At 65.2% G+C, this 22,045-nt stretch carries 17 protein-coding genes; 4 read left to right on the top strand and 13 right to left on the bottom strand.

Going from position 1 to position 22,045, the window contains the following annotated elements; all coding sequences use genetic code 11:
- Window positions 1–115: 115 nt before the first annotated feature.
- The 5 genes from Mrose_RS11605 to Mrose_RS11585 form a co-directional block, all read right to left on the bottom strand.
- The gene (locus Mrose_RS11605; protein ID WP_147371633.1) at window positions 116–721 is read right to left on the bottom strand and encodes a hypothetical protein; all 606 of its coding nucleotides are present in this window, start codon (window positions 719–721) and stop codon (window positions 116–118) included.
- On the bottom strand, window positions 718–1,236 hold the full coding sequence (locus Mrose_RS11600) for a hypothetical protein (RefSeq protein ID WP_119278421.1): 519 nt from the start codon (window positions 1,234–1,236) through the stop codon (window positions 718–720). Before Mrose_RS11600 ends, Mrose_RS11605 begins: the two co-directional genes overlap by 4 nt.
- A 263-nt stretch (window positions 1,237–1,499) precedes the next feature.
- Window positions 1,500–2,366: an alpha/beta fold hydrolase gene (locus Mrose_RS11595; protein ID WP_119278419.1), complete on the bottom strand. Its 867-nt coding sequence runs from the start codon at window positions 2,364–2,366 to the stop codon at window positions 1,500–1,502.
- Complete coding sequence (locus Mrose_RS11590; protein WP_119278418.1) at window positions 2,359–2,589, bottom strand: hypothetical protein; 231 nt, start codon at window positions 2,587–2,589, stop codon at window positions 2,359–2,361. Before Mrose_RS11590 ends, Mrose_RS11595 begins: the two co-directional genes overlap by 8 nt.
- A gap of 116 nt (window positions 2,590–2,705) precedes the next feature.
- A complete protein-coding gene (locus Mrose_RS11585; RefSeq protein ID WP_119278416.1) occupies window positions 2,706–3,293 on the bottom strand; it encodes a class II aldolase/adducin family protein in 588 nt (195 codons plus the stop codon).
- A gap of 204 nt (window positions 3,294–3,497) precedes the next feature.
- Between Mrose_RS11585 and Mrose_RS11580 the strand changes: the two genes are divergently transcribed.
- Window positions 3,498–3,977, top strand: coding sequence for an Hsp20/alpha crystallin family protein (locus Mrose_RS11580; RefSeq protein WP_119278414.1), 480 nt, complete (start codon window positions 3,498–3,500; stop codon window positions 3,975–3,977).
- A 62-nt stretch (window positions 3,978–4,039) separates the two neighbouring features.
- Here Mrose_RS11580 and Mrose_RS11575 read toward each other — a convergent pair whose 3' ends face one another.
- From Mrose_RS11575 to Mrose_RS11555, 5 genes are all read right to left on the bottom strand, one after another.
- Window positions 4,040–8,620 (bottom strand): DNA-directed RNA polymerase subunit beta', encoded by a 4,581-nt coding sequence (locus Mrose_RS11575; protein WP_119278445.1) that lies wholly within the window; start codon window positions 8,618–8,620, stop codon window positions 4,040–4,042.
- Window positions 8,621–8,697: 77 nt separating this feature from the next.
- Window positions 8,698–12,075 (bottom strand): DNA-directed RNA polymerase subunit beta, encoded by a 3,378-nt coding sequence (gene rpoB, locus Mrose_RS11570; protein WP_119278412.1) that lies wholly within the window; start codon window positions 12,073–12,075, stop codon window positions 8,698–8,700.
- A 450-nt stretch (window positions 12,076–12,525) separates the two neighbouring features.
- Window positions 12,526–12,906: a 50S ribosomal protein L7/L12 gene (gene rplL, locus Mrose_RS11565; RefSeq protein ID WP_119278411.1), complete on the bottom strand. Its 381-nt coding sequence runs from the start codon at window positions 12,904–12,906 to the stop codon at window positions 12,526–12,528.
- A 35-nt stretch (window positions 12,907–12,941) separates the two neighbouring features.
- Window positions 12,942–13,466: a 50S ribosomal protein L10 gene (gene rplJ / locus Mrose_RS11560; RefSeq protein ID WP_119278409.1), complete on the bottom strand. Its 525-nt coding sequence runs from the start codon at window positions 13,464–13,466 to the stop codon at window positions 12,942–12,944.
- A 362-nt stretch (window positions 13,467–13,828) separates the two neighbouring features.
- Complete coding sequence (locus tag Mrose_RS11555) at window positions 13,829–14,758, bottom strand: acetamidase/formamidase family protein (RefSeq protein WP_119278407.1); 930 nt, start codon at window positions 14,756–14,758, stop codon at window positions 13,829–13,831.
- A 68-nt stretch (window positions 14,759–14,826) separates the two neighbouring features.
- On the opposite strand from Mrose_RS11555, the gene Mrose_RS11550 reads away from it, so the two are divergent.
- From Mrose_RS11550 to kynA, 3 genes are read left to right on the top strand one after another with little or no spacing between them, the layout of a single operon-like run.
- On the top strand, window positions 14,827–17,121 hold the full coding sequence (locus Mrose_RS11550) for a xanthine dehydrogenase family protein molybdopterin-binding subunit (RefSeq protein ID WP_119278405.1): 2,295 nt from the start codon (window positions 14,827–14,829) through the stop codon (window positions 17,119–17,121).
- A gap of 10 nt (window positions 17,122–17,131) precedes the next feature.
- Entirely contained in the window at window positions 17,132–18,367 is a 1,236-nt protein-coding gene (gene kynU / locus Mrose_RS11545) for a kynureninase (RefSeq protein ID WP_119278403.1), read from the top strand.
- 14 nt (window positions 18,368–18,381) lie between these two features.
- On the top strand, window positions 18,382–19,212 hold the full coding sequence (gene kynA / locus Mrose_RS11540; RefSeq protein ID WP_119278401.1) for a tryptophan 2,3-dioxygenase: 831 nt from the start codon (window positions 18,382–18,384) through the stop codon (window positions 19,210–19,212).
- A gap of 59 nt (window positions 19,213–19,271) precedes the next feature.
- Here the strand turns inward: kynA and Mrose_RS11535 are convergent, their stop codons facing one another.
- The 3 genes from Mrose_RS11535 to Mrose_RS11525 are packed head-to-tail and all read right to left on the bottom strand — an operon-like array spanning window position 19,272 to window position 21,938.
- Entirely contained in the window at window positions 19,272–19,547 is a 276-nt protein-coding gene (locus Mrose_RS11535) for a PAAR domain-containing protein (RefSeq protein WP_119278400.1), read from the bottom strand.
- 8 nt (window positions 19,548–19,555) lie between these two features.
- Window positions 19,556–21,253, bottom strand: a complete 1,698-nt coding sequence (locus Mrose_RS11530; RefSeq protein ID WP_147371632.1) for a VgrG-related protein — start codon at window positions 21,251–21,253, stop codon at window positions 19,556–19,558.
- 13 nt (window positions 21,254–21,266) lie between these two features.
- Window positions 21,267–21,938 carry a CIS tube protein gene (locus tag Mrose_RS11525; RefSeq protein WP_119278398.1) on the bottom strand — a complete coding sequence of 224 codons (672 nt, stop codon included), beginning with the start codon at window positions 21,936–21,938 and terminating at the stop codon, window positions 21,267–21,269.
- Window positions 21,939–22,045 lie beyond the last annotated feature (107 nt).

The raw sequence follows: 22,045 nt of genomic DNA, 5'->3' as shown, positions 1-22,045 counted from the left end.
CAGGGTGGCTAGCCTTTTTCGGGTTTTCCCACCGGCTACGAGCAGCAGGCCACGAGCTTTCCTCTGGCCCTCGAGGTTTTCTGGCTTCCGACCATCGACTATCGGCACACCCCAGCTAAGCGCCCGCGCCAGCGTTGAGCGCCTCGCCCCAGATGCCCATCTCCAGGCGCAACAACTGCCGTATGATCTGCAAGAAATCTTCCGGATCGACCTGGCTCCAGATCGGGCGCACCAGGGTGTCCAGCCTCGACAGCAAGTTCTGGATCTCTTCCGAAGTCCAGCGCTCGCACATGAATTCCATGAGTTCATTGGTCGGGACGGCTTCTCGCCAGAGCTGTTGGTAGGTGCGGTGGAAGCACCAGTTCAGGGTCAGGGCCAGCGGGTATGGCAGGCGCTCGAGGTCGGTGAACACCCGGCAGTAACGCTCCGTTTCGGGGTATAGCGGGTAGTGCAGGGGGTTGAAGTGCTCCTCGAGCCAGTCGGCATCCTCGCTCAAAGTCAGCATCAGCACGGCCAGGATATGCCGGTGGGAGGGCGGGGCTTCGCGCAGGAGGTGGGCCTGAAAGCGGATCAGGGCGTCGTTGATGTAGAGCCCCTGAACCATCCAGGCCGTGAAAGCCCGTGAAGGCAGGTTGCCTGAGGAGAGCCGCTGCACGAAGGGGTGCTCGGACACCGATTCGAGTTGGGGAAGGCGAGTGGAGAGAAAGTAGTCGAACATCATGAGTCTTGATCCGCCTCCTCTGCTATGCGCAAAGCCATCTCCCAGGAGCTGTCCTCGAGGTCGAAGAGCCGGTTGAGAGGGGCATCGAACTCGGAGAGATCGAGGTGCTCGAGGGCTTCGTCGGCCAGGACCGCCAGGTCGTAGAGGATGGCCCCGAACTCGCCATCGGCCCAGCGCTCGAGGATAGCCTGCAGGCGCTCGTCGGGAGTGTCGAGGGTTTTGAGCGCGTCCATGAACACCTGGTGCGTAGCCCAGTGCATGACGGTAAGGTGGGAATAGGGCAGGCGCTGAAGGTCCTGGAAAAAGGCCTGGTAGGTCTGGCGGGAGGGGTCGGGGGGGTCGCTGAGATCGATCCCTTGTGACAGCAGCCAATCCATCTCCTCGACCATGTTGAGCACGATCTGCGCCAGCAGCACCCGGTGCTCACGCGGAGCCTGGCGCAGGATGCCGAGCTGGAAACGCATCATGAGCTCGTCGAAGTAATAGAGCTGGGTTAGCCAGCGAGCTATGGCCACCGGCGATATGCTGCCCTCACGCAGACGCTGCAGGAAAGGATGAGCCGCGAAAGACTGCCACCGTAGCAAATGCCGGTCACGCAGGCTTTGTACGCGGTGAGTCGGGTACATCAACAGCTATGATAGGCTCAGGCAAAGCCTTACAGGTTGGAAATAATCAGAATAAGGTCGCTAGGTAAAATTACCTAACCATCCCCTCATCCTAACCGTGCCCCTCCGCTCGCCCGGTTCTCGCCTCAAACGCCGTTCCCGATCCCGCTCCCTCAGGTCTCGAGCTGCTCGAGAAAGCGCTGCAGCGCCTGGGCGAAGGCCGCAGGCTGGTCGATCCAGGGGTAGTGCCCCGCCCCCTCAATCACCTCGAGGCTGCCCCCGCTGAGGTCGGCCACCGTCTCGGCCTGCTCGGGATAGCTGGTCCCGTCCAGCGACCCCACCATCACCACGGGCTGCACCCGAAGCTCGAGCAGGTGAGGGGTGTAGTCCAGTTCCCATAACCCGTTGTAAACGAACATCTGGCCCGGAGTGTCGTTGCCCAGGATGCCCGCGCCCTCGCTCAGCCACTCGTACTCCATGCGCCCGTGCTCGCTGGGAAACATCAGCGCGTCGAAGATGGCCTTGGGCTCGAGCAACCTGAAGGCTTCGCCCAGGGCCAGCATGGGGTCTTCCGGGGCAGGCGCAGCGGGCAGGTCGCGCAGGGCCAGCGAGGCCCGGAAGAGCCGCTTGGCCAGCGCGGGAAAGCTGACCCAAGGCGCGATCAGGCCCAGGGAGAGCGTGTTGGGAGCAAAGCGCCGGGCATACTCCAGGGCCGGTATCGCCCCGAAACCATGGGCCAGCAACCCCCATTGCTCGATCTCCAGCTGCTCGCGCAAGGCCTCGAGGTCTTCCACCAGGGCATCCACCGTGAACAGGCGCGGTTCGGCCTCCAGCGCGGGGCTGCGCCCACCCCCGCGCTGATCGAAGTAGATCACGCGGAACTCGCCCAGTTCCTCCTCGAGGCCCTCGCGCAGCACGTAATCTGAGCCTCCCGGCCCCCCGTGCAGCACCACGATGGGCGGTGCATCCACGGGCCCTACGTCCTCGACGTAGAGCTCGACCTCGTCATTGACGGCGATTATGTCTATTTCTTCACGCATCTGCGGCCTCTGTTTTGTACCCCTCTTCCACCAGCTCGAAGCTCCAGGTCCTAAAACCCTCCAGCCCTCCCGCCGCGATCTCCATCTGCGGCGTGATGGCCCAGGCCTCGAGCACGTAGAGTTCCTGCTCCTTGCGGTAGAGCAGGCGGTAAGGGTGAGGGAAGCTGCGGGCGAACTCCCGCAGCTTATCGCCATTCTTGCCTTCGACGAAGAGCACCCTCACCGCCGCGACCTCCCGGCGAAAGCAAAGACCCAGCCGCCCCTATCGTCCAAGCGATCGTTCACGCCTCCAGCGTCCTCGAAAAGGATACTTTTCGCAAGCCTCCTTGCTCACGGCCATCAGGGCAGGCTCCGCCAGAGCTTCTCCAGATACAACACCTCACAGGCCTCCTCGAGGCTGGTCATCAGTGAGTAGGCCTTGAGCAGCGCCTTCTCGGCACTCTCCTCTACCCCCTTGACGAAGGCCCCATGCCCCCGCACGATGCAAGCCCGGTGGGTTTTGAGGGCCTCGGCCACGGCCTCGGCGGCCTCCTCGGTGCCCGAGAGGGTCTTCGGGGCGAGCACAGGAATGGAGTCGAAGTAATAGCGGCCCTCGAGGTCGATGGGCACGATCTGGTCGAGGTGAAAAGACAGGGCTATGGCGTAGCGGGGGTGGGCGTGAACCACCGCCAGGGCGTCGGTCTGGCGGTAGATGGCCCGGTGGATCACCCGCTCGATGGAGGCTCCTTGGTCCTTGTCGGGGTCGGGCTCGAGGGGCAACAGCATGAGGTCCTCGGGACTCAGGTGGGCTTTCTGAGCACCGCTGCGGGTGATCCACAAACCCTCCTTATCCCGCACCGAGAAGTTGCCCGAGGTGGCCGAGGCCAGCCGAGAGGTGAACAGGTCGGATCCGATCTGCTGAAATGTGACGAAGAGTTTGGCCTTCATAAGGGTTGCCGATAGACAGCTTATATGCAACCGAGCGGAAGGTTGAAAGAAGCCGATGGTCGATGACCGAACGCCTCGACCCACAACTATCCGTATAAGAATACTTGACAAATAGGCGCTCAAATTTTATATTTCAAATTGAAGGCCGCGAGGAGCCTGATCCCTTGTGGCCCCAAAAACTCAAGCTCAAAGGAGGTTTCAGTCATGCTGGACATCGCGAGGAGACAGAATCTTCAACCGGTGCCCTTCAGAAGCTGGAATCTCGCTAATTTTGGCGGCTTCAACGACCTCTTCAGCGAGTTTGACCGGCTCTGGGGCGAACTGACCGCGCCGTTCTCGAGCCAGTTCCGCTGGGCTGCTTCGTATCCGGTGGACCTGTACGAAACCGGGGACAGCGTGGTGCTGGAGATGGCGGTCCCTGGCATCCGCAAGGAGGACCTCGACATCAGCATCGAGGGCAACCAGCTCACCATCCGGGGCAAATACCCCGAAATCCCCGAGGGTGACGAGCGTCGCTACTGGGTGCAGGGGATCCCGCATGGAGCCTTCAGCCGCAGCGTGAGCCTGCCGGCTTCGGTCGAGGTGGACAAGGTCAAGGCCGTCATCAACGATGGCTTGCTGACCCTGACCATGCCCAAGGTGGCTGAAGCCCGGGTGCGCAAGATCGCCATCGCGAGCAATTGAGCAAGAGACCACTGAGGCAGGGCCGGGTCTTTTAGACCCGGCCCTGCGGTTAATTTCCCAGTTTAGCGTTCGGCTTCACGGCCCGGCTGCTCGGGGCGAACCCCTGGACGGCGTCCGGAGACGGCAGGAGCCTCCTGTACCTCCTTGCGCAGTTCCTCGAGGCGCTTGAGGGTCTTGGTGTCGACCACCTGGGTCTCGCGCACGAAGTCGGAACCCGTGCCTGCCGGGATGAGCTTGCCCAGGATGACGTTCTCCTTCAGGCCGATGAGTTCGTCCATCTTACCGGCGATGGCGGCTTCGGTGAGCACGTGGGTGGTGTGCTGGAAGGAGGCGGCGGAGAGCCAGCTACGGGTAGAGAGGGCACTCTTGGTCACGCCCATGAGCACCGGCTTCCAGGCCGCGGGGAGCTTGCCCTCCTCGCTGAGCTTCTCATTGGCAGCCTCCACGTCCCACTTCTCGATGACCTGGCCTTCCAGGAAGCGGCTCTCGCCAGAGTCGGTGATCTCGACGTACTTCAGCATCTGTCGCACGATCACCTCGATGTGCTTGTCGTGCAGCTTCACGCCCTGGGCACGGTAGACGCGCTGGATCTCGTCGACCAGGTAGCGCTGCACGGCGTCGGGGCCCTTGGCGTCGATGAGCTGATGGGGGTCGATGGCGCCACGGGTGAGGGGCTGCCCGGCTTCGACCATCTCGCCTTCCTTGACGATGATGCGGAAGTCCTTGGGCACCTTGTACTCCTTATTGAAGCCCTCGCTCGTGACGAAGATGCTGGTTTTGTCCTCGTGCTCTTCAATGTGGATGATGCCGTCGATCTCGGCGATGATGGCCTTGACCTTCGGACGGCGGGCTTCGAAGAGCTCGATAACGCGGGGCAGACCCTGGGTGATGTCGGTGCCGGTGGCCACGCCGCCGGTGTGGAAGGTGCGCATGGTGAGCTGGGTGCCCGGCTCGCCGATGGACTCGGCGGCCACCACGCCCACGCTCTCGCCAATGGAGACCAGCTTGGCCGCACTCAGGTCCCAGCCGTAGCACTGCTGGCAGACCCCGTAGCGGGTGCGGCAGGTCAGGGGTGAGCGCACCGGAATCTCCTCGATGAGGTTGGCCTCGGCAGATTTGTAGATGAAATTCACGTCCTCGAGCGAGAGCTGGCTCCCCTCGGCGAAGATACGCCCGTTCACCTCGAACTCCCGCGCTATGGTGCGGCCATACAGCCCGCTTTCGATGTCGTTCTTCTTGCGCAGGCGCTTAGCCCGGAAAGCTTCATCGAACTGCGTCAGCGGGACGACGATGTACTCGGTGGTTCCACAATCGGCCTCGCGCACGATGACCTCGTGGGCCACGTCGTGCAGCTTGCGGGTGAGGTAGCCCGAGTCGGCGGTGCGCAGCGCGGTGTCGGCGCCACCCTTGCGCGCGCCGTGCGAGGAGATGAAGTACTCCAGCACCGTGAGGCCCTCGCGGAAGGAGGAAAGCACCGGGCGCTCGAAGGTCTCGCCCGAGGGCTTGGCCATCAGCCCGCGCATCCCCGAGAGCTGGCGGATCTGCTGCTTGTTACCGCGCGCGCCCGACTGGCTCATCATGTAGAAGGGGTTGAAAGGGAAGTTCTGCTCGAAGTTGTCGAACACCGCCTTGGTGACCTTCTCGGTAGTCTCGCTCCACAGCTGCACGATCTGGGTGTAGCGGTCCTGGTCGGTCATGAAGCCCATCTCGTAGGCCTGCTCGATCTGGGCGAGCTTGGCGTCGGCTTCCTCGAGGTAGCGCCGCTTCTCCGCCGGGATCACTGCGTCGTCGATGCCGATGGTGATGCCCGAGGTGGTCGAGAGCATGAAGCCGTAGTACTTCAGCGCGTCCAAGAGCTTGGCGGTCTTCTCCACGCCCAAGAGCAGGAAGGACTTGTAAACCAGGTCCTTGAGGTTGTCACGCTCCATCACCAAGTCGTAGTTGATGAGCTCGGCGGGGGCGTCCTCGCCTACGGCCTCGAGCACGATGCGGTTGAAGAGCACCCGGCCTGGGCTGGTCTGCAGCACCCGCCCACCCACGCGCACGCTCACCACGTCCTGCAGGTCGATGATGCCGTGGGCCACGGCGGTGAGGGCCTCGTCAGGGTTGGCGAAGATGTACTTCACCCGGCCCACGCTGGTCTCCTTGCCTGCGATCTTGATGGGGGCGTTGAGCGCGACCTCACCGGCCTCGTAGGCGGCGATGGCCTCGGCGGCGTCCTTGAACTCGCGCCCAGCGCCCTTCTTCTCGCGGCGGAGCTGGGTGATGTAGTACAGGCCCAGCACGATGTCGCGCGAGGGCTTGGCGGTGGGCTCACCCGAGGCGGGCGAGAGCAGGTTGTGCGAGGAGAGCATCTGGACGCGAGCCTCGGCCTGGGCGTAGCTCGACAGCGGCACGTGCACGGCCATCTGGTCGCCGTCGAAGTCGGCGTTGAAGGCCTCGCAGACCATGGGGTGAAGCTGGATGCTCTGGCCCTCGACCAGCACGGGCTGGAAGGCCTGGATGCCCAGGCGGTGCAGGGTGGGCGCGCGGTTGAGGAGCACCACCTTGCCGTGGATGACCTCTTCCAGTGCGTCCCACACCTCGTCCTTGATGTCGCGGGAGCGCTCGAGCATGCGCCGGGCGTTCTTGACGTTGTTGGCGATGCCCTTCTCCTCCATCTTCTTCAGCAGGAAGGGCTTGAAGAGCTCCAGGGCCATGCGCTTGGGCAGGCCGCACTGGTGCAGCTTGAGCTGCGGGCCTACCACGATCACCGAGCGGCCCGAGTAGTCCACGCGCTTGCCCAGCAGGTTCTGGCGGAAGCGACCCTGCTTGCCCGAGAGGATGTCGGTTAGCGAGCGCAGCGCCCGGTCGGAGCCGGGGTTGGTGACGGGGGTGCCGCGGCGCCCGTTGTCGAGGAGCGCGTCCACGGCTTCTTGCAGCATGCGCTTCTCGTTGCGGATGATCATCTCCGGCGCGCCCTGGGAGAGCAGCTTCTTCAAACGGTTGTTGCGGTTGATCAAGCGGCGGTAGAGGTCGTTGAGGTCGCTGGTGGCGAAGCGCCCGCCATCGACCTGCACCATCGGGCGCAGATCGGGGGGCAGCACCGGCACGGCCTCGAGGACCATCCACTCGGGTTTGTTGCCCGAGTCGCGGAAGGCCCGCACCACCTCCAGGCGCTTTCTGGCCTTGGCCCTCCTGGCGCGGCTGGGGTGCTTCATCTCCTCGACCAGCTCGGCCTCGAGTACGCTGAGGTCGAGTTCCTTGAGCAAGGCCTGGATGGCCTCGGCCCCCATGCGAGCGTCGATGTCGTAGGACTCGATGACCCGCACGTTCATGCGCACCAGGTCCACCTCCACGCGCCCGTAGATGTCGCTGGTGACCTTGCCCCCGTCGGCCAGGCTGTCGCCGGGGCTCACGCGGTCGCCGTTGGTGACCTCTACGTCGTCCTCGAAGGGATAGACCTTGGCCTTCATCACCACGATGGAGGCGGGCTCGTGCAGGTGCACCACGCCCTCGGCCTCGGCGATGACCTCCTCGGCGGCCTCGATGGCCCCCACCAGCTTCTCGCCCTTGCGCACACTGGCACCCTCACCCACCAGCACGTGCATGTGGGGCTGAAGGGGGTAGTCCTTGGCCTCGGTCCACTCCAGCGTGACCGACAGCTCGACCGTGCGCTTGCCGGAGGCCTCGAGTTCGCTGATCTTAACGTGGCGAGGCATGCGTACGAGGCCCTTGCCCTCAGCCAGCACCTCGCCCTTGCCCACCAGCTCACCCTCCCCCACCTTCGGACGGAAGCCCACCGGGAGGAAGTAGACGGCGGAGACCGTGGAGGTATCGGGGTCGAGGATCTTGATCAAAGCGCCCTCTTCCCACTCGACGATCTGCACCGCCCCGGCTTCCTCGCTGAGGATCTGGTGCTTCTCGGCGATCTCGGCCAGGGGCTCACCCGCGCGGTAGCTCTTCTGCTCGATCCAGCCCTCGCGAGGCAAGGTCAGGTGGGCCCGCTCGCGCCGTACGTAGTCCACGCGGATACGCCGGGGGAAGCGGAACAGGCACAACCCATCCATCTTGCTTACCACGCCGGGAGCCAGTTCCTGGCCCTTCTTAACCTCGTCGCCGTCCCTGACCCGCGCATCCACTCCGATGGGGATGGAGTAGGTCTCCTGCTTGCCAAAGCGCAGCTCGCGATACTCCTCGTCGGTGAGGAGTTGGCGCTTGTGCACCGGCTGCCCGCCCAGCATCGCGCCCTTGGGGTCGATGGTGATGTACTTGGCGAAGTAAAGGACCTGCTCGAGCTCCTGCGCACTCAGGTCGAGCAGGGTGCCGATCTTGGAGGGCACGTCCTTGACGTACCAGATGTGGGCCACCGGCGTGGCCAGCTCGACGTGGCCCATGCGATAGCGCCGCACGATGCTCTTGGTGACCTCCACGCCGCAGCGCTCGCAGACCTTGCCTTCGAAGCGCTGGCGCTTGTACTTGCCGCAGGCGCACTCGTAGTCCTTCTGGGGGCCGAAGATGCGCTCGTCGAAGAGGCCGTCGCGCTCGGGCTTGAGGGTGCGGTAGTTGATGGTCTCGGGCTTCTCGACCTCGCCGTAGCTCCAACTCCTGATCCTCTCGGGCGAGGCCAGGCCGATGCGTACCTTGCGTACTTCTCGTTTCATCATTTGATTCCTCGCTGATAGCCGATATCCCGATGTACAGCTAAAATCTCGAGGCTATCGGCTATTCGCTATCAGCTTTAGCGCCTTGAGGCCAATCCCTCGAAAATGTCCAGGTTCTTCGCGTTCTCGTCGTAGGTGTCGACGTCGAGGCCCAGGGCCTGGAGTTCCTTGACGAGCACGCGGAAGGACTCGGGCACGCTGGCCTCGGGCACGTCCTCGCCCTTGACCACTGCCTCGTAAGCGGCGTTGCGGCCTTCGATATCGTCGGACTTGATGGTGAGGATCTCCTGCAGGGTGTGGGCCGCGCCGTAGGCTTCCAGCGCCCACACCTCCATCTCGCCGAAGCGCTGCCCGCCGAATTGGGCCTTACCGCCCAGGGGCTGCTGGGTGATGAGCGAGTAGGGGCCGGTGGAGCGGGCGTGCATCTTGTCCTCGACCATGTGGTAGAGCTTCATGATGTACATCACGCCCACCACGATGGGGCCCTCGATGGGCTCGCCGGTGCGCCCGTCGTAGACGATGCTCTTGCCCTGCTGGGCCACCTGGCGCAGTTGCTCGACCACGTCCTTCTCACCATCGACGATGCCCAGCTTGGCGGCGCGGCGCAGCACCTCGACCTCGCGGTTGTCCACGCCGAAGCCCTCACGCTGGCGGCGCTGCCACTTGAGGTCGAAGGCTTCGCCCAGGAGTTCCTTGATCTGCTCCTCGGTGGCGCCGTCGAAGACCGGGGTCACGAACTTGATGCCCAGGTCTAAGCCAGCGATGCCCAGGTGGGTCTCGAGGATCTGTCCGAGGTTCATGCGGCTGGGCACGCCCAGCGGGTTGAGCACGATGTCGACGGGGGTGCCGTCGGGCAGGTGGGGCATGTCCTCGGGGGGCAGGATCTTGGAGACCACGCCCTTGTTCCCGTGGCGGTTGGCCAGCTTGTCACCGACCTGGATCTTGCGCTTCTGGGCTACATAGACCCGCACCACCTCGCGCACGCCAGGCTTGAGCTCGACGCCGGGGTCGCCGCGGCGCAGGCGCAGGGTGCGCACCACGATGCCACCCTCGCCCGGAGGCACACGCAGGGAGGTATCCTTCACGTCGCGAGCCTTCTCGCCGAAGATGCTGCGCAGCAGGCGCTCTTCGGGGGTGGGCTCGGTCTCGCCCTTGAAGCTGGTGCGGCCCACCAGGATGTCGCCGGCCTTGACCTCGGCGCCGATGCGCACCACGCCATCCTCGTCGAGGTCGCGCAAAGCAGCTTCGGAGAGGTTAGGGATGTCGCGGGTGATGCGCTCGGGCCCCAGCTTGGTGTCACGGGCCTCGATCTCGTAGCGCTCGATGTGCACCGAGGTGTAGAAATCGCGGCGCAGCAGGTCCTCGGAGATCACGATGGCGTCTTCGAAGTTGTAACCGTCGAAGGGCATGATGGCCACGACCACGTTCTGGCCCAGCGCCAGCAAACCCTCCTCGGAAGCGGGGCCGTCGGCCAGAAGGTCGCCCTTCTTGACCTCCTGCCCTACCACCACCCGCGGTTTCTGGTCGAGCGCGGTGCCCTGGTTGCTCCGAACGAAGCGCCGCAGGGTGTACTCGCGCAGACCTTTGTCGGTAGCGCGAACGGCGATGCGGTTGCCATCGACGTACTCCACCACCCCGTCCACGTCGCTGTAGAGCGAGGTGAGGCTGTCGCGCACCACGCGCTCCTCTACGCCGGTCATGACCACGGGGCTCTCGGCGCGAATCAGCGGCACGGCCTGAGCCTGCATGTTCGAGCCCATCAGCGCGCGGTTGGCGTCGTCGTGCTCGAGGAAGGGAATCAGGTTGGTGTTGACCGAGAAGACCTGCTTGGGCGAGACGTCCATGTACTCGACGTCCTCGGGCCGCACGATGATGGGGTCGCCCTTCTTGCGAGCCACCACGCGGTCGGTGGCGATGGTGCCATCCTTCTCGAGGGGAGTGTTGGCCTGGGCGATGATGTACTTGTCCTCCTCCGAGGCCACCATGAAGTCGACTTGATCGGTTACCTTGCCGCCCACCACCTTGCGGTAGGGGGTGAGGATGAAGCCCAGATCGTTGATGCGCCCGTAGGCCGCCAGCGAGGAGATGAGACCGATGTTGGCGCCTTCGGGGGTCTCGATGGGGCAGATGCGCCCGTAGTGGGTGCGGTGCACGTCGCGAACGTCGAAACCGGCCCGCTCGCGGGTCAGGCCGCCCGGGCCCAGCGCCGAGATGCGGCGCTTGTGGCGCAGTTCGGAGAGGGGGTTGGTCTGGTCCTTGAACTGGCTGAGCTGGCTGCGCCCGAAGAACTCGCGGATGGCGGCCACCAGTGGGCGGTTGTTGACCAGCTTGGCCGGAGTCGCGCTCTCGGGGGTGCCCAGCAGCATGCGCTCACGCACGCCCCGCGCCAGCCGGGAGAGGCCCACGCGGAACTGGTCGGCCAGCAGCTCGCCCATGGTGCGGATGCGGCGGTTGCCCAGGTGGTCGATGTCGTCGGCCTCGAAGCCCTCCACGCCGCTCTGTAGCGAGAAGAGGTACTTCAGCACCGGCAGGAGACCCTCGTCGCGGAACTCGCCGTCAGTGAACTTCAGCAGCATGCGGCCCGAGAGCTTAATGCCCAGCTTCTGCTCGGCCTTGTACTTTCCTGCCTCACCCAGGTCGTAGCGACGGGGATCAGAGAGCAGTGAGTGCACGTAGGCGATGGCCTTGTCGCGCTTGGGCGGGTCGCCGGGACGCAACTCGGTGAATAGCTTCAAGAGCGCCTCGTCGGGGCTCATCTCGAGCACCTTCGAACCGCGGTACTGCGCCTCGAGCAGCCCCGGCAGCAAGTCCTCGAAGCCCTTGAGTTCGGCGGCGAGCTTGTCGGCGGTGTAGCCCAGCACCCGCAACAGCAGCGCCAGCGGGAACTTCTTCTTGTTGACCTTCATCGCCACCACGCCGCTGGGCTCGAACTCGAGGTCGATCCAGGGGCCGCGCTTGGGCAGCGGGATCACGCTAGCGACGTACTTGCCCGGCCGGGCCTGGTCGGGGGTGAAGTACACGCCCGGCGAGCGGTGGATTTGCGAGACGATCACGCGGTCGGCGCCGTTGACGATGAAGGAGCCGTCCTCGGTCATCAGGGGTAGGTCGCCCAGGAAGACCTCGTCCTCCTTGATGAGGCCGGTGTCCTTATGGATGAGCTGGAGCTTGGCGTAGAGGGGGGCCTGGTAGGTCAGGTCTTTTTCACGGCATTCGTCTTGGCCAAATGGGGGTTCTCCCAAACGGTACTCCAGGAAGTCCAGAACCAGCCCACCCCGCCCGCGCTCGCCTTCCTCGATGGGGAAGGTCTCCTTGAAAGCCGCCTGCAAGCCGACGTTCTCCCGCTTGGCTGCGGGAACGCCCATTTGCAGCGCTTTCTTGAAGGATTCCACCTGAATCTCGGTCAGGGGCGGTAGGGGGATCACCTCGGAAATACGTCCAAACCGCTCTATCTTCATGCATACACCTCTAAAACCCTCTGCTCTGGGGGGTTGGGACCGGCCCAACCATTGCCTGGCTCGGGGTTGCCTTGGTTATGCGTAAGCTAACAGGGTTCTTCCGCAGAACACCCTCACGGTGCCTGCGGTGGCTGGCTCTTACGTTGTGCCCGCTTGGCGCTGCCAAAACAGCACGCCCATGAGTATAGCACATGGACACGACATAGGGCAATGAGCGCCCGGGGATGTTCGCTCAATTGCCTTGAAGTGTAGCACAAGTTGCAGGATCTGCAAGCGCAGCGTGGTCCCCAAGCTTTGCCGGGTTCAGACGCCTGGGGACCACGGTACCCATAGGTGGGGAATGCCCCACAGCTAGAGTTTAGGGTGGAGACATCCCGGCAGTGTAGGGCAATGCGCATTGCCAAAACGAAAAACCCTGGGCCCTCACCCAGGGTTCAACGCCTTCGTCAATTACTTCAGCTCGACCTTGGCGCCGGCGTCCTCGAGCTGCTTCTTGATCTTCTCGGCCTCGTCCTTGGAGATGCCTTCCTTCACGACACCACCCTGCTCGGCGAGGTCCTTGGCCTCCTTGAGGCCCAGGCCGGTGATGGCGCGCAGCTCCTTGATGACGTTGAGCTTGTTGGCCCCGGCGTCCTTGAGCACCACGTCGAACTCGGTCTTCTCCTCAGCCGCAGGAGCAGCAGCGCCAGCGGCGGCACCGGGCATAGCCACGGCCACGGGGGCGGCAGCGGTCACGCCCCACTCCTCCTTGAGCACGTCGATGAGTTGCTTGAGTTCCAGCACGGTAGCGCCGGAGAGCTGTTCCTTGATGGCAGCGATGTCCAAAGCCATGATCTACCTCCACGAATGGGCGTATGCCCAACCGCTTATGCCGCCTCCTGCTTGGCGACGAAAGCGTCCAGAATGCCTACGAACTCCTGAGCCTTTGCGCCCAGCACCCCGACCAGCTCGCTCATAGCGCTCTGGAGCACGCCGACGAGCTCGGCACGCAGTTCGGTCTGGCTAGGCAGCGAGGCCAGCGCCTTCACGTCATCGGCTGCGATGACGTTGCCCGAGAGCACGCCCCCCTTGGCGGCGGGCAGTCCCTTGTCGTTGGTCTTGGCGAACTCCGCGATGGCCTTGGCTGCTGCGACCGGGTCGCTGAACAGCACCACCGCCGAGGGCCCCTTGAGACCCTCCAGCTTGGGCAGGTTGAGATCGGCCAGCGCACGCTCGATGAGCGTGTTCTTGGCAACGATCATCTGCGCGCCCTTCTCGCGGAAGGCGCGGCGCAGCTTCTGCTCCCCGTTGGAAGGCAGGCCCTGATAGTCCACCAGGAAGAACGACCCGTTAGCCCCAGCCAAGGTGTTCTTGAGGCTCTCGAGCAACTCTACGTTGCGCTTGCTCGGCACGTATCCTCCTGACTACGGCTCCTTCTGGAGCCACAGACAGACTCACTCTTTTGGGAATGGGGGGTTCCCAGCCTGTAAACCGCGATGTACGCTTTCCCCCTCAGCGCCTCGGCGAGATATTTAAGGTCCCCTTCCGCCCGGCAGGCGGCGACCCCTCGCTGTCTTGGGCCACCCGGTGGGTGCCAAGGTGGAAGTATAGCCAGGCGCAAAGGGAAAGGCAAGAGGGGGTAAGCTGGCAGCAGTCAGCCCCCGCCAGCATCGAGAGTCGAGGACCAGAGCCTTTGGCCTTTGGCGTCTTGCGTTTTGCGTCTTGCGTCTTGCGTACGACGTAAGACGTACGACCTGCGTTTCGCTATGGGCTATCACCGGCTCAACCGCCCCAGCAGCTTCTTCGGCATCTTGCAGACCATGGTGTAGGCCGGATCGAAGACGTTGCCCAGGTCGTAGCGCACGCACTGGCCCATCAGGAGCGAGGCGTGCTGGGGTTCTATGCCGTAGCCCGTCTCCAGCCAGCGCAGCATCTCGCTGGTGGCGTGCTGCACGCACTGGTCGAGGGGGCGGGCGTTGCCAGCGGTGAAGATGAACTCCTCGTCCTCGCCTCTGGGCCAGAAGATGCGCTGGCCCTTGATGAGCTCGAGCGAGAACTGCACGTCCATGGAGATCTCGATGCCCGTCCCGGCGATCTCCCCGTCGCCCTGCAGAGCGTGGCCGTCACCCAGGAAGAACAGGGCACCCGGCTCGAAGACGGGCAAGTAGACGGTCACGCCCGCGCGAAAGCCCCGGTAGTCCATGTTGCCGCCGTGGGGGCCGGAAGTGGCGGTGGAGATGGCCTGGCCGCCCTCGGGGGCCACGCCGAAGCAGCCCAGCATGGGGTCGAGGGCGAGCTCGAAGCCGTGCAGAGGGCTCGCGGGGTGGTCGAGCCGAGCAGTCCCGGCCTCGGCGTCCACGGCCCAGTTCCAGCGGGCGCTGAAGTCGCCCGACCGGGCTAATTCGGGCACGTGCTCGGGCTCGAGCACGTTGGGCGCCAGCAACACCCCGGACCAGCCCCGGCGACGGTTGGGGGTCAGCCGCTCGAGGCGCACCACCAGGGTATCGCCCGGTTCGGCCCCCTCCACGAAGAAGGGGCCGGTCATGGGGTTGCCGGGGGCCGTCACGCGCTGGTCGTGCTGGTCGAAGCCCCGGGCGTCCACACAGGTGGTGATTACCGTATCTCCGGGAGCGGCCCTCAGAACGGGGGCGTGGGGGCCGAGGGTGGTGTGGTAGTGGGTAGGCTGGAAACGGTGGGTCGCCATGGGATCCAGCATATCGGCTGGTGATCTAAGGCTCTGAGTGCCCAGGCCCGACCCGGTAGCATGACGGCATGTCCTCCGTAGTGGAACCCCAGACTACTCCTAAGTGGATTGGCAAAGCGGTCAAGCGGCTCGAGGACGGCAAGTTCATCAGCGGCAAGGGATCGTACCTCGACGACCTCGCCCTCGAGGGCACCCTGCACGTGGCGCTGGTACGCAGCCTCTACGCCCACGCTCGGATCGTGGGGATAGACACGCGGGAGGCGCTGGAAGTGCCCGGCGTGCTGGCGGTTTACACCTCGGCTGATCTGCCCGAGCTGTACGCGCCGGGCTCGGGTGGACGCGACGCCAAAGTGGTGCAGCATCCCGTGCTGGCCAGGGACTACGTGCGCTACACGGGCCAGCCCGTCGCGGCAGTGGTGGCAACCTCGAGGGCTGCCGCACAGGACGCGCTGCAAATGGTCTACGTGGATTACGAAGCCCTGGATGCGGTGCCCGATCCCCTGCAGGCCGTGCAGGATGGAACGCTGGTTCATCCCGAACTGGGCACCAACCACGCCCTCAAGCGCAGGACCAGCGCCGGGGACGTAGCCGAAGCCTTCGCCAAAGCCCATCGCGTCGTGGGAGCACGGATGGTGCAGCAGCGGGTAGCGCCCACCCCGATGGAGCCGCGCGGCGTGCTGGCGGCCTGGGACGGGATTCGCGAATCGCTCACCATCTGGTCGAGCACCCAGATGCCCCACGACCTCAGAAGCGCCGTAGCCGAGGCGCTGGGCCTGGCCGAGAACCAGGTACGGGCCGTGACTCCGGACGTAGGCGGGGCCTTCGGGGCCAAGATCAACGTCTACCCGGAGGAAATCCTAGCGGCTCACCTGGCACGCACCCTGGCCAGGCCGGTCAAGTGGGTGGAAAGCCGCAGCGAGAGCTTCGTAGCGACCGTCCACGGGCGGGCCCAGGTGGCCGAGTTGGAGATGGCCTTCGACGCGGAGGGCAAAATCCTGGGCCTGCGGGGCCGGGTGGTGGCCGACCTGGGGGCTTACATCCTCGAGACCACCCTGGGCAACGCGCCGGGCACCATCCTGATGCTGCAAGGCCCTTACGAGATCCCGGCCATCGACCTCGAGCTGATCGCGGTCTACACCCACGCCACCCCTACCGGGGCCTACCGGGGGGCTGGGCGGCCCGAGGCCACCTACTACCTCGAGCGCCTGATGGACATGGCCGCCCGCGAGTTGAAGCTCGATCCCGCCGAAATCCGGCTCAGGAACCTGATCAAAGGGCCTTTCCCCTACAAGACCCTGACCGGGGCCAAGTACGACAGCGGGGCCTACCCCGAGACCCTGCGAAAGCTGCTCGAGCTCACCGATTACCCCGCCTTGCGGGCCGAGCAGGCCAGGGCACGGGCCGAGGGCCGGCTGCTGGGCATCGGGCTCACCACCTACGTGGAGATCACCGGTTATGGCTGGGACACCGGCGGGGTGCGCATCAACCCCGATGGCAGCGCTGTGATCTTCACGGGCACCTCGCCCCATGGCCAGGGCGCGGGGACCGGCTTCGCCCAGATCGTGGCCGAGCGGCTAGGCATCCCCCTCGAGCGCATAAGCATCGTCCAGGGCGACACTCTGGCCGTTCCCTACGGCATGGGCACCGCCGGGAGCCGCACGCTGTCGGTGGGGGGCTCGGCCATCCTGAATGCGGCGGAGAAGGTGCGGGCAAAGGTGGTCAGGATCGCCGCCCACCTGCTCGAGGCGGCCCCCGAGGACATCGTCCTCACCGAGGGAGGCTGGGGGGTGCAGGGCACCGACAGGGCGGTGAGCCTCGAGCAGATCGCGCAGGCCGCCTACAACCCGCGCAAGCTGCCTTCCGACCTGGAGCCGGGGCTCGAGGGCCAGGCCACCTTCAACCTCAAGGAGGCCAACTACCCCTTCGGCGCCCACCTGGCCCTGGTCGAGGTGGAGCGGGAGACCGGAGAGGTGCGGGTGCTGCGCTACGTGGCCCTCGACGACGTGGGCGTGGTGGTCAATCCCCTGCTGGTCGAGGGGCAGCAGCAGGGCGGGGTAGCGCAGGGCCTGGGGCAGGCGCTCTACGAGGGCATCAGCTACGACGAGATCGGGTACAACCGCAGCACCAGCTTCCTCGAGTACAACCTCCCCCGCGCCGACCAGGTGGTCCGGGTGGAAGCTCACCGGGGCAACACCCGCTCCCCCACCAATCCCCTGGGTGCCAAGGGCATCGGCGAAGCAGGAGCGATCGGGGCGACCCCCACCATCGTCAATGCGGTGATGGATGCACTGGGGGTGAAACACCTCGACATGCCGCTGACGCCCGAGAAGGTCTGGCGGGCCCTGCGGCAGGGGCAGGGGTAGACTGTCAGTCATGACGAGCCAAGCTGACCTGGTTGCGCTGGATCAAAGCGACCCCCTGGCTCCCAAACGCGAGGAGTTCTCCATCCCCGAGGGCCTGATCTACCTCGACGGCAACTCGCTGGGAGCGCTGCCCAAGGCGGTAGCGCAGCACCTCGAGCGCGTGGTGGAGGAGCAGTGGGGCCGCGACCTGATTACGAGCTGGAATAAGCACGGCTGGATCGACCTCTCGGCCAGGGTGGGGGGCAAAATCGCCCGCCTGATCGGGGCTGATCCCGACGAAGTGATCGCCGCCGACTCCACCAGCATCAACCTCTTCAAGGTGCTGCTGGCCGCGCTCAAGCTGCGACCCGAACGCCGGGTGATCGTCTCCGACATCGACAACTTCCCCACCGATCTCTACATCGCCCAGGGGGTCAACCAGCTTTTGGGACAAAGCCACGAGCTGCGGCTGGTGAAGAAGGAGCAGGTTGAGGCCGCCCTCGATGAACACACGGCGGTGCTGATGCTCACCGAGGTGGACTACCGCAGCGGCTGGCGCTACGACATGGCCGCCCTCACCCGCCTGGCTCAGGCCAAGGGTGCCCTGGTGATCTGGGACCTGGCCCACAGCGCGGGGGCCTTCCCGGTGCGCCTGAACGCCTGTAACGCCGACTTCGCGGTGGGTTGCGGCTACAAGTACCTCAATGGCGGGCCGGGTGCCCCGGCTTTCCTCTTCGTGGCCCGGCGGCACCAGGGCGCGGCGCTTCCCTTCCTCACCGGCTGGATGGGGCACCGCGCACCCTTCGACTTCGACCCTTACTACGCCCCCGCCGAGGGCGTCCACCGCATGAAGGTGGGCACCCCGCCCGTGCTGAGTCTCTCGGCGCTGGACAAGGCCCTGGACGTCTTCGCCGACGTGGATATGAATGAGGTACGGCGCAAGTCGCTGCGCTTAACCGATTTGTTCATCGAGCGAATGGAGCCCCTGTGCCGGCGCTACGGCTTCGAACTCATCACCCCGCTCGAGCACGAGCGCCGGGGCAGCCAAGTGGCCTACGCCCACCCCGAGGGCTACGCCATCATGCAGGCCCTCATCGCCAGCGGCGTGATCGGGGACTTCCGCGCCCCCAACATCCTGCGCTTCGGCTTCACCCCCCTCTATGTGCGCTACCGGGACGTGGCGGAGGCGGTGGAGCGGCTCGAGCAGGTGATGAGCCAGGAACTGTGGAAGGCCGAGCGTTTCCGTGAGCGGGCCAAAGTCACCTGACCTGAGGTTCAAATATGAACAAACCCAATCCTGCCGAAGGCGCCTACACCGACTTCAAGAACAACCTGTCCTATGGCGATTACCTGGCCCTCGACGAGCTACTCTCGATCCAGCGCCCCCTCACCCCAGCCCACGACGAGGTGCTGTTCATCGTGATCCACCAGGTCTCGGAGTTGTGGATGGAGCTCATCATCCACGAACTCTCGAGTGCGATGAAGCTGCTGGAGCAGGGGATCATCGACCCCTCGCTCAAGATGCTCACCCGGGTCTGCCGGGCCCAGGAGCAGATGACCAATGCCTGGGAGGTGCTCAAGACCATGACTCCCAGCGATTACCTCGAGTTCCGCTCCTCCTTCGGCCAGGCCTCGGGCTTTCAGTCCTACCAGTACCGCCTCATCGAATTCCTGCTGGGCAACCGCAACCCCTTCATGATGCGGCCCCACGAGCACCGGCCCGATCACCACGCGCTGCTGCAAAACGCCCTGAACTCCCCCAGCCTCTACGACCTGTCCCTGCGCATCCTGGCCCGGCGAGGTTTCACAATTCCTTCCGAGGTGCTGGAGCGCGATTTCGCCAAGCCCTACGAGCCCAACCCGGCGGTGCTTCAGGTCTGGCTCACCGTCTACCGCAACACCCTCGAGCACTGGGACCTCTACTACCTGGCCGAAAAACTCATCGACGTGGAGGACAACTTCCGCCGCTGGCGCTTCAATCACCTCACCACCGTCGAACGCATGATCGGCTACAAGCGCGGCAGCGGGGGCACCTCGGGCGTGGGTTACTTGAAAAAGGCGCTCGAGGTCGTGCTCTTCCCTGAGCTGTGGCAGGTGCGGACGGAGCTTTAGCAGGCCACGCCACCATCCCCCTTCACCCCGAGCCTGCCCTCCGCCTACACCTCGCCCCCCTATCCCCCGATCAGCACCGTGGGACAACCCGAGAGGATGCTGCCGCCGTGGGCCGTGGTGTCGCCCATGCGGGCGGCGGGCTTGCCCCCGATGAGCACGGTGCTCGAGCCCATGGCTATCGGGGCGCCGCAGGTGGTGAGGTCTCCGACGCAGGCGGCGGGCTGACCCCCGATCAGTACCGTGGGGTTGCCGCCTACGACGAGGTTGGGCACGGCCATGTGGAAGGGCAGAGGGCAGGCGTGCTTGTCGGTCATGCGGGCGGCGGGCTTGGACATGATTCCCCCTAGTTGAGCTTGATGACCCCGCCTTTGACCTCGACCATGGCGCTGCCCTCGAGCTTGAGGTTGGCCTTGGCCACGACCTTGACGTTGGTGCCCTCGAGCTCGAGGTCCTGCTGGGCCTGGACCGTGGCGTTGCCCTGGGCCTTCACCCTGACGTCGCCCCTGACCTCGACGGTGAGGGTGTCCTTCTTGGTGTCAAGGTGGATGCGGTTGCCGTTGCCGTCGTGGATGGTGATGCCGGGCGTGTCGTCTGAGTCGTCGAGGATGACCGTGTGGCCGGTGCGCGAGCGAATGAGGCGCTGCTTGACCTTGCCATTGGCCACGAGCGCCGAGCTCTTCTTAGGAGGCACATCCACCCCGTTCCACAAGCCGCCCAGCACGTAGGGGTGGTTGACGTCGCCGAGTTCGAAGGCCACCAGCACCTCATCGTTGACCTCGGGGAGGAACTCCACGCCCCGTTCCTTGCCGCCCCCCACGCTGAGCACGCGGGCCCAGTCGCTCTCGGCCTCGTCGGAGAGGGCAGGGTACTTGACCTTGACCCTGCCTAAGCCCTTGGGGTCGTCGTTGTTGGTCACGACCCCGACGGAAAGCCCGATGCGGCGGGGGGAGTCCTCAGCGCCCCGCAGCAGGCCGAGGAGGGTGACGGGGTAGTTGGCCGAAACGGTGAAGTGCGTGGTGTAGCGGCTTTTGCCACTGTGCTGGGCATAGGCGTGCAGCGCGGTGGTGACGACGTACTCCCCGGAGAAACGCCGCCCCACGTTGGAAATCCGGATCCTGGCCCCGGCCACGATGGCGGGGTTGCCACCGCAGCTTCCCTCGGCCTGGATGAAGCGCCCAGACTGCTTGTTGGCCGCCGCCTCGGCGAGGAGCTGGGCTTCCTTCTGACTGCGCACCGGGCGGCACTCGACGAGTTGGGAAGCATCGCCGAAAGCCCTGGCCGCCTTCTCACCCCCTTCGCCGCTCTCCCCCACCCTGGGCTTGAACTCGCCCGCCCTGGCCTTGCCGATCACGGCCTCCTTCTTGTCCAGGTCCCAGCCCCGCACCACGACCTCGCTGGGCTGCTCGAGGGTGGTGAGGCGAGGGCGAAACTCGGCCAGGCTCTCGCCCCACTTCAGCTCGAGGCTGGCCTTATCCCCCTGAGGCGGGCCAAAGTGCAGGGTCTTGCCCCGCACGTAGACCACGTAGCCCAGCGCGGCAGCCCGGCGCTGCAGGAAAGCCAGGTTGGTCTCGTTGTCCTGGAACACCCACTCGTAGACCTGGGCGTCGGCCTGCGGCCCCACCTCGACCTGGCTCAGACCCGCCTGCTGTCCGATTTGCCGCACGATGTCGCCATCGGTGACGTTAGCAAAGCGCCGCACGTGGCGACCTCGAGCCAGGCGGTGCAGGCGGTCGAGGGCCCGCACGACGAGACGCGGGCTGGCCCCGGCGTACTCGGGCTCGACTTCGACGACCTCGCCTTCGAAGATGGTTGCCTTGACGCTACCGCTCTGGGAAGTGAGCACGACTTCGGTGCCGGGTTCAAAGAGCTCGGAGTCGGTCCAGCGGAGTGCGGGGTCGTGGATTACGAGGGTAGCCACGTCGGGGAGATGCACGGTGTTCTCGACTGTGGCCTCCCACAGCGCGTTCATCAGCTCGGCCGGGGCGTCCTGGCCCCCCAGGCACACCGCCAGGTCGGAGAGGTGCTCGTGAAGCTTGGACAAGGCTTCTCCCCCCTCAGTCCACTGGGATGATCAGCGGCTGGCCCGCGACCAGGTCGCGCACCTTGGTGAGACCGTTGGCCTCGGCGATGCGCCGCCACTTGCCGGCGTCCCCCAGGGCCTTGTAGGCGATCCAGGCCAGGGTGTCGCCGTCCTTGACCATCCACACCTGCTCACCGCCTTTGCCTGCGGAGCTTGGGTTTTGCATGGGCAGTTCGCTTTCGTTGGTGGCCTGCTCGAGGGTGAGGTCTAAGGTGGCGCGAACGGGCAGGCCGTCGGGCAAGAAGAGGCTGAACTGCTGGGAGATGCTGGTGATGACCCCCACAAAGAAGGTCATCAGGCCCCACTGGAAGCGCACTTTGGGCGGTCGGCCATTCTTGGTGGTGTCGTTGGTGAGGCTCTTGTCTACGAGCATCAGCTTCCAGATGGGGTCGGTGTACTCGCGCACGTCCAGGCTCCTGCGCCGCTCGGGGGGGAGGCCCTGGGTGTCGAAGAAGAGTTGCACCCGCAAGCTGATGGGCTGCCCCCCACCGAACTCGCGGTTGGGCGAATCCTTGGCTCCGTTGGGGCCGGCCGACCACTGGTTGGACTTGGAGAGGCTGAGTTCGTTGGGGTTGAACAAGCACTCGATGCGCTGGTTGGCGTTTTCTCCCTCGAGGGGGATGAGAAAGGCTTTACTCAGGCTCATGAATCACCTCGCTTCAGGCCCCACGGCGGCGCTCGGCGGCCAGGCGGCGCTTGAGGATGCGGTAGACCTGCTGGGCCAGGGCGTCGAGGTCGGGGGCGGGCTGAGGG

Source organism: Calidithermus roseus (genome assembly GCF_003574095.1).
Taxonomy (GTDB): Bacteria; Deinococcota; Deinococci; order Deinococcales; family Thermaceae; genus Calidithermus; species Calidithermus roseus.
This window is presented reverse-complemented; position numbering and strand designations above follow the sequence as displayed.

Bases quoted from the DNA above. Each gene is read 5' to 3' on its own strand.
- Mrose_RS11580 (WP_119278414.1), top strand. From the start codon at position 3,498: ATGCTGGACATCGCGAGGAGACAGAATCTTCAACCGGTGCCCTTCAGA.
- Mrose_RS11555 (WP_119278407.1), bottom strand. From the start codon at position 14,758: ATGGCGACCCACCGTTTCCAGCCTACCCACTACCACACCACCCTCGGC.
- Mrose_RS11550 (WP_119278405.1), top strand. From the start codon at position 14,827: ATGTCCTCCGTAGTGGAACCCCAGACTACTCCTAAGTGGATTGGCAAA.
- kynU (WP_119278403.1), top strand. From the start codon at position 17,132: ATGACGAGCCAAGCTGACCTGGTTGCGCTGGATCAAAGCGACCCCCTG.
- rpoB (WP_119278412.1), bottom strand. From the start codon at position 12,075: ATGAAGATAGAGCGGTTTGGACGTATTTCCGAGGTGATCCCCCTACCG.
- Mrose_RS11585 (WP_119278416.1), bottom strand. From the start codon at position 3,293: ATGAAGGCCAAACTCTTCGTCACATTTCAGCAGATCGGATCCGACCTG.
- Mrose_RS11575 (WP_119278445.1), bottom strand. From the start codon at position 8,620: ATGAAACGAGAAGTACGCAAGGTACGCATCGGCCTGGCCTCGCCCGAG.
- Mrose_RS11525 (WP_119278398.1), bottom strand. From the start codon at position 21,938: ATGAGCCTGAGTAAAGCCTTTCTCATCCCCCTCGAGGGAGAAAACGCC.
- rplL (WP_119278411.1), bottom strand. From the start codon at position 12,906: ATGGCTTTGGACATCGCTGCCATCAAGGAACAGCTCTCCGGCGCTACC.
- Mrose_RS11595 (WP_119278419.1), bottom strand. From the start codon at position 2,366: ATGCGTGAAGAAATAGACATAATCGCCGTCAATGACGAGGTCGAGCTC.
- Mrose_RS11535 (WP_119278400.1), bottom strand. From the start codon at position 19,547: ATGTCCAAGCCCGCCGCCCGCATGACCGACAAGCACGCCTGCCCTCTG.
- Mrose_RS11605 (WP_147371633.1), bottom strand. From the start codon at position 721: ATGATGTTCGACTACTTTCTCTCCACTCGCCTTCCCCAACTCGAATCG.
- kynA (WP_119278401.1), top strand. From the start codon at position 18,382: ATGAACAAACCCAATCCTGCCGAAGGCGCCTACACCGACTTCAAGAAC.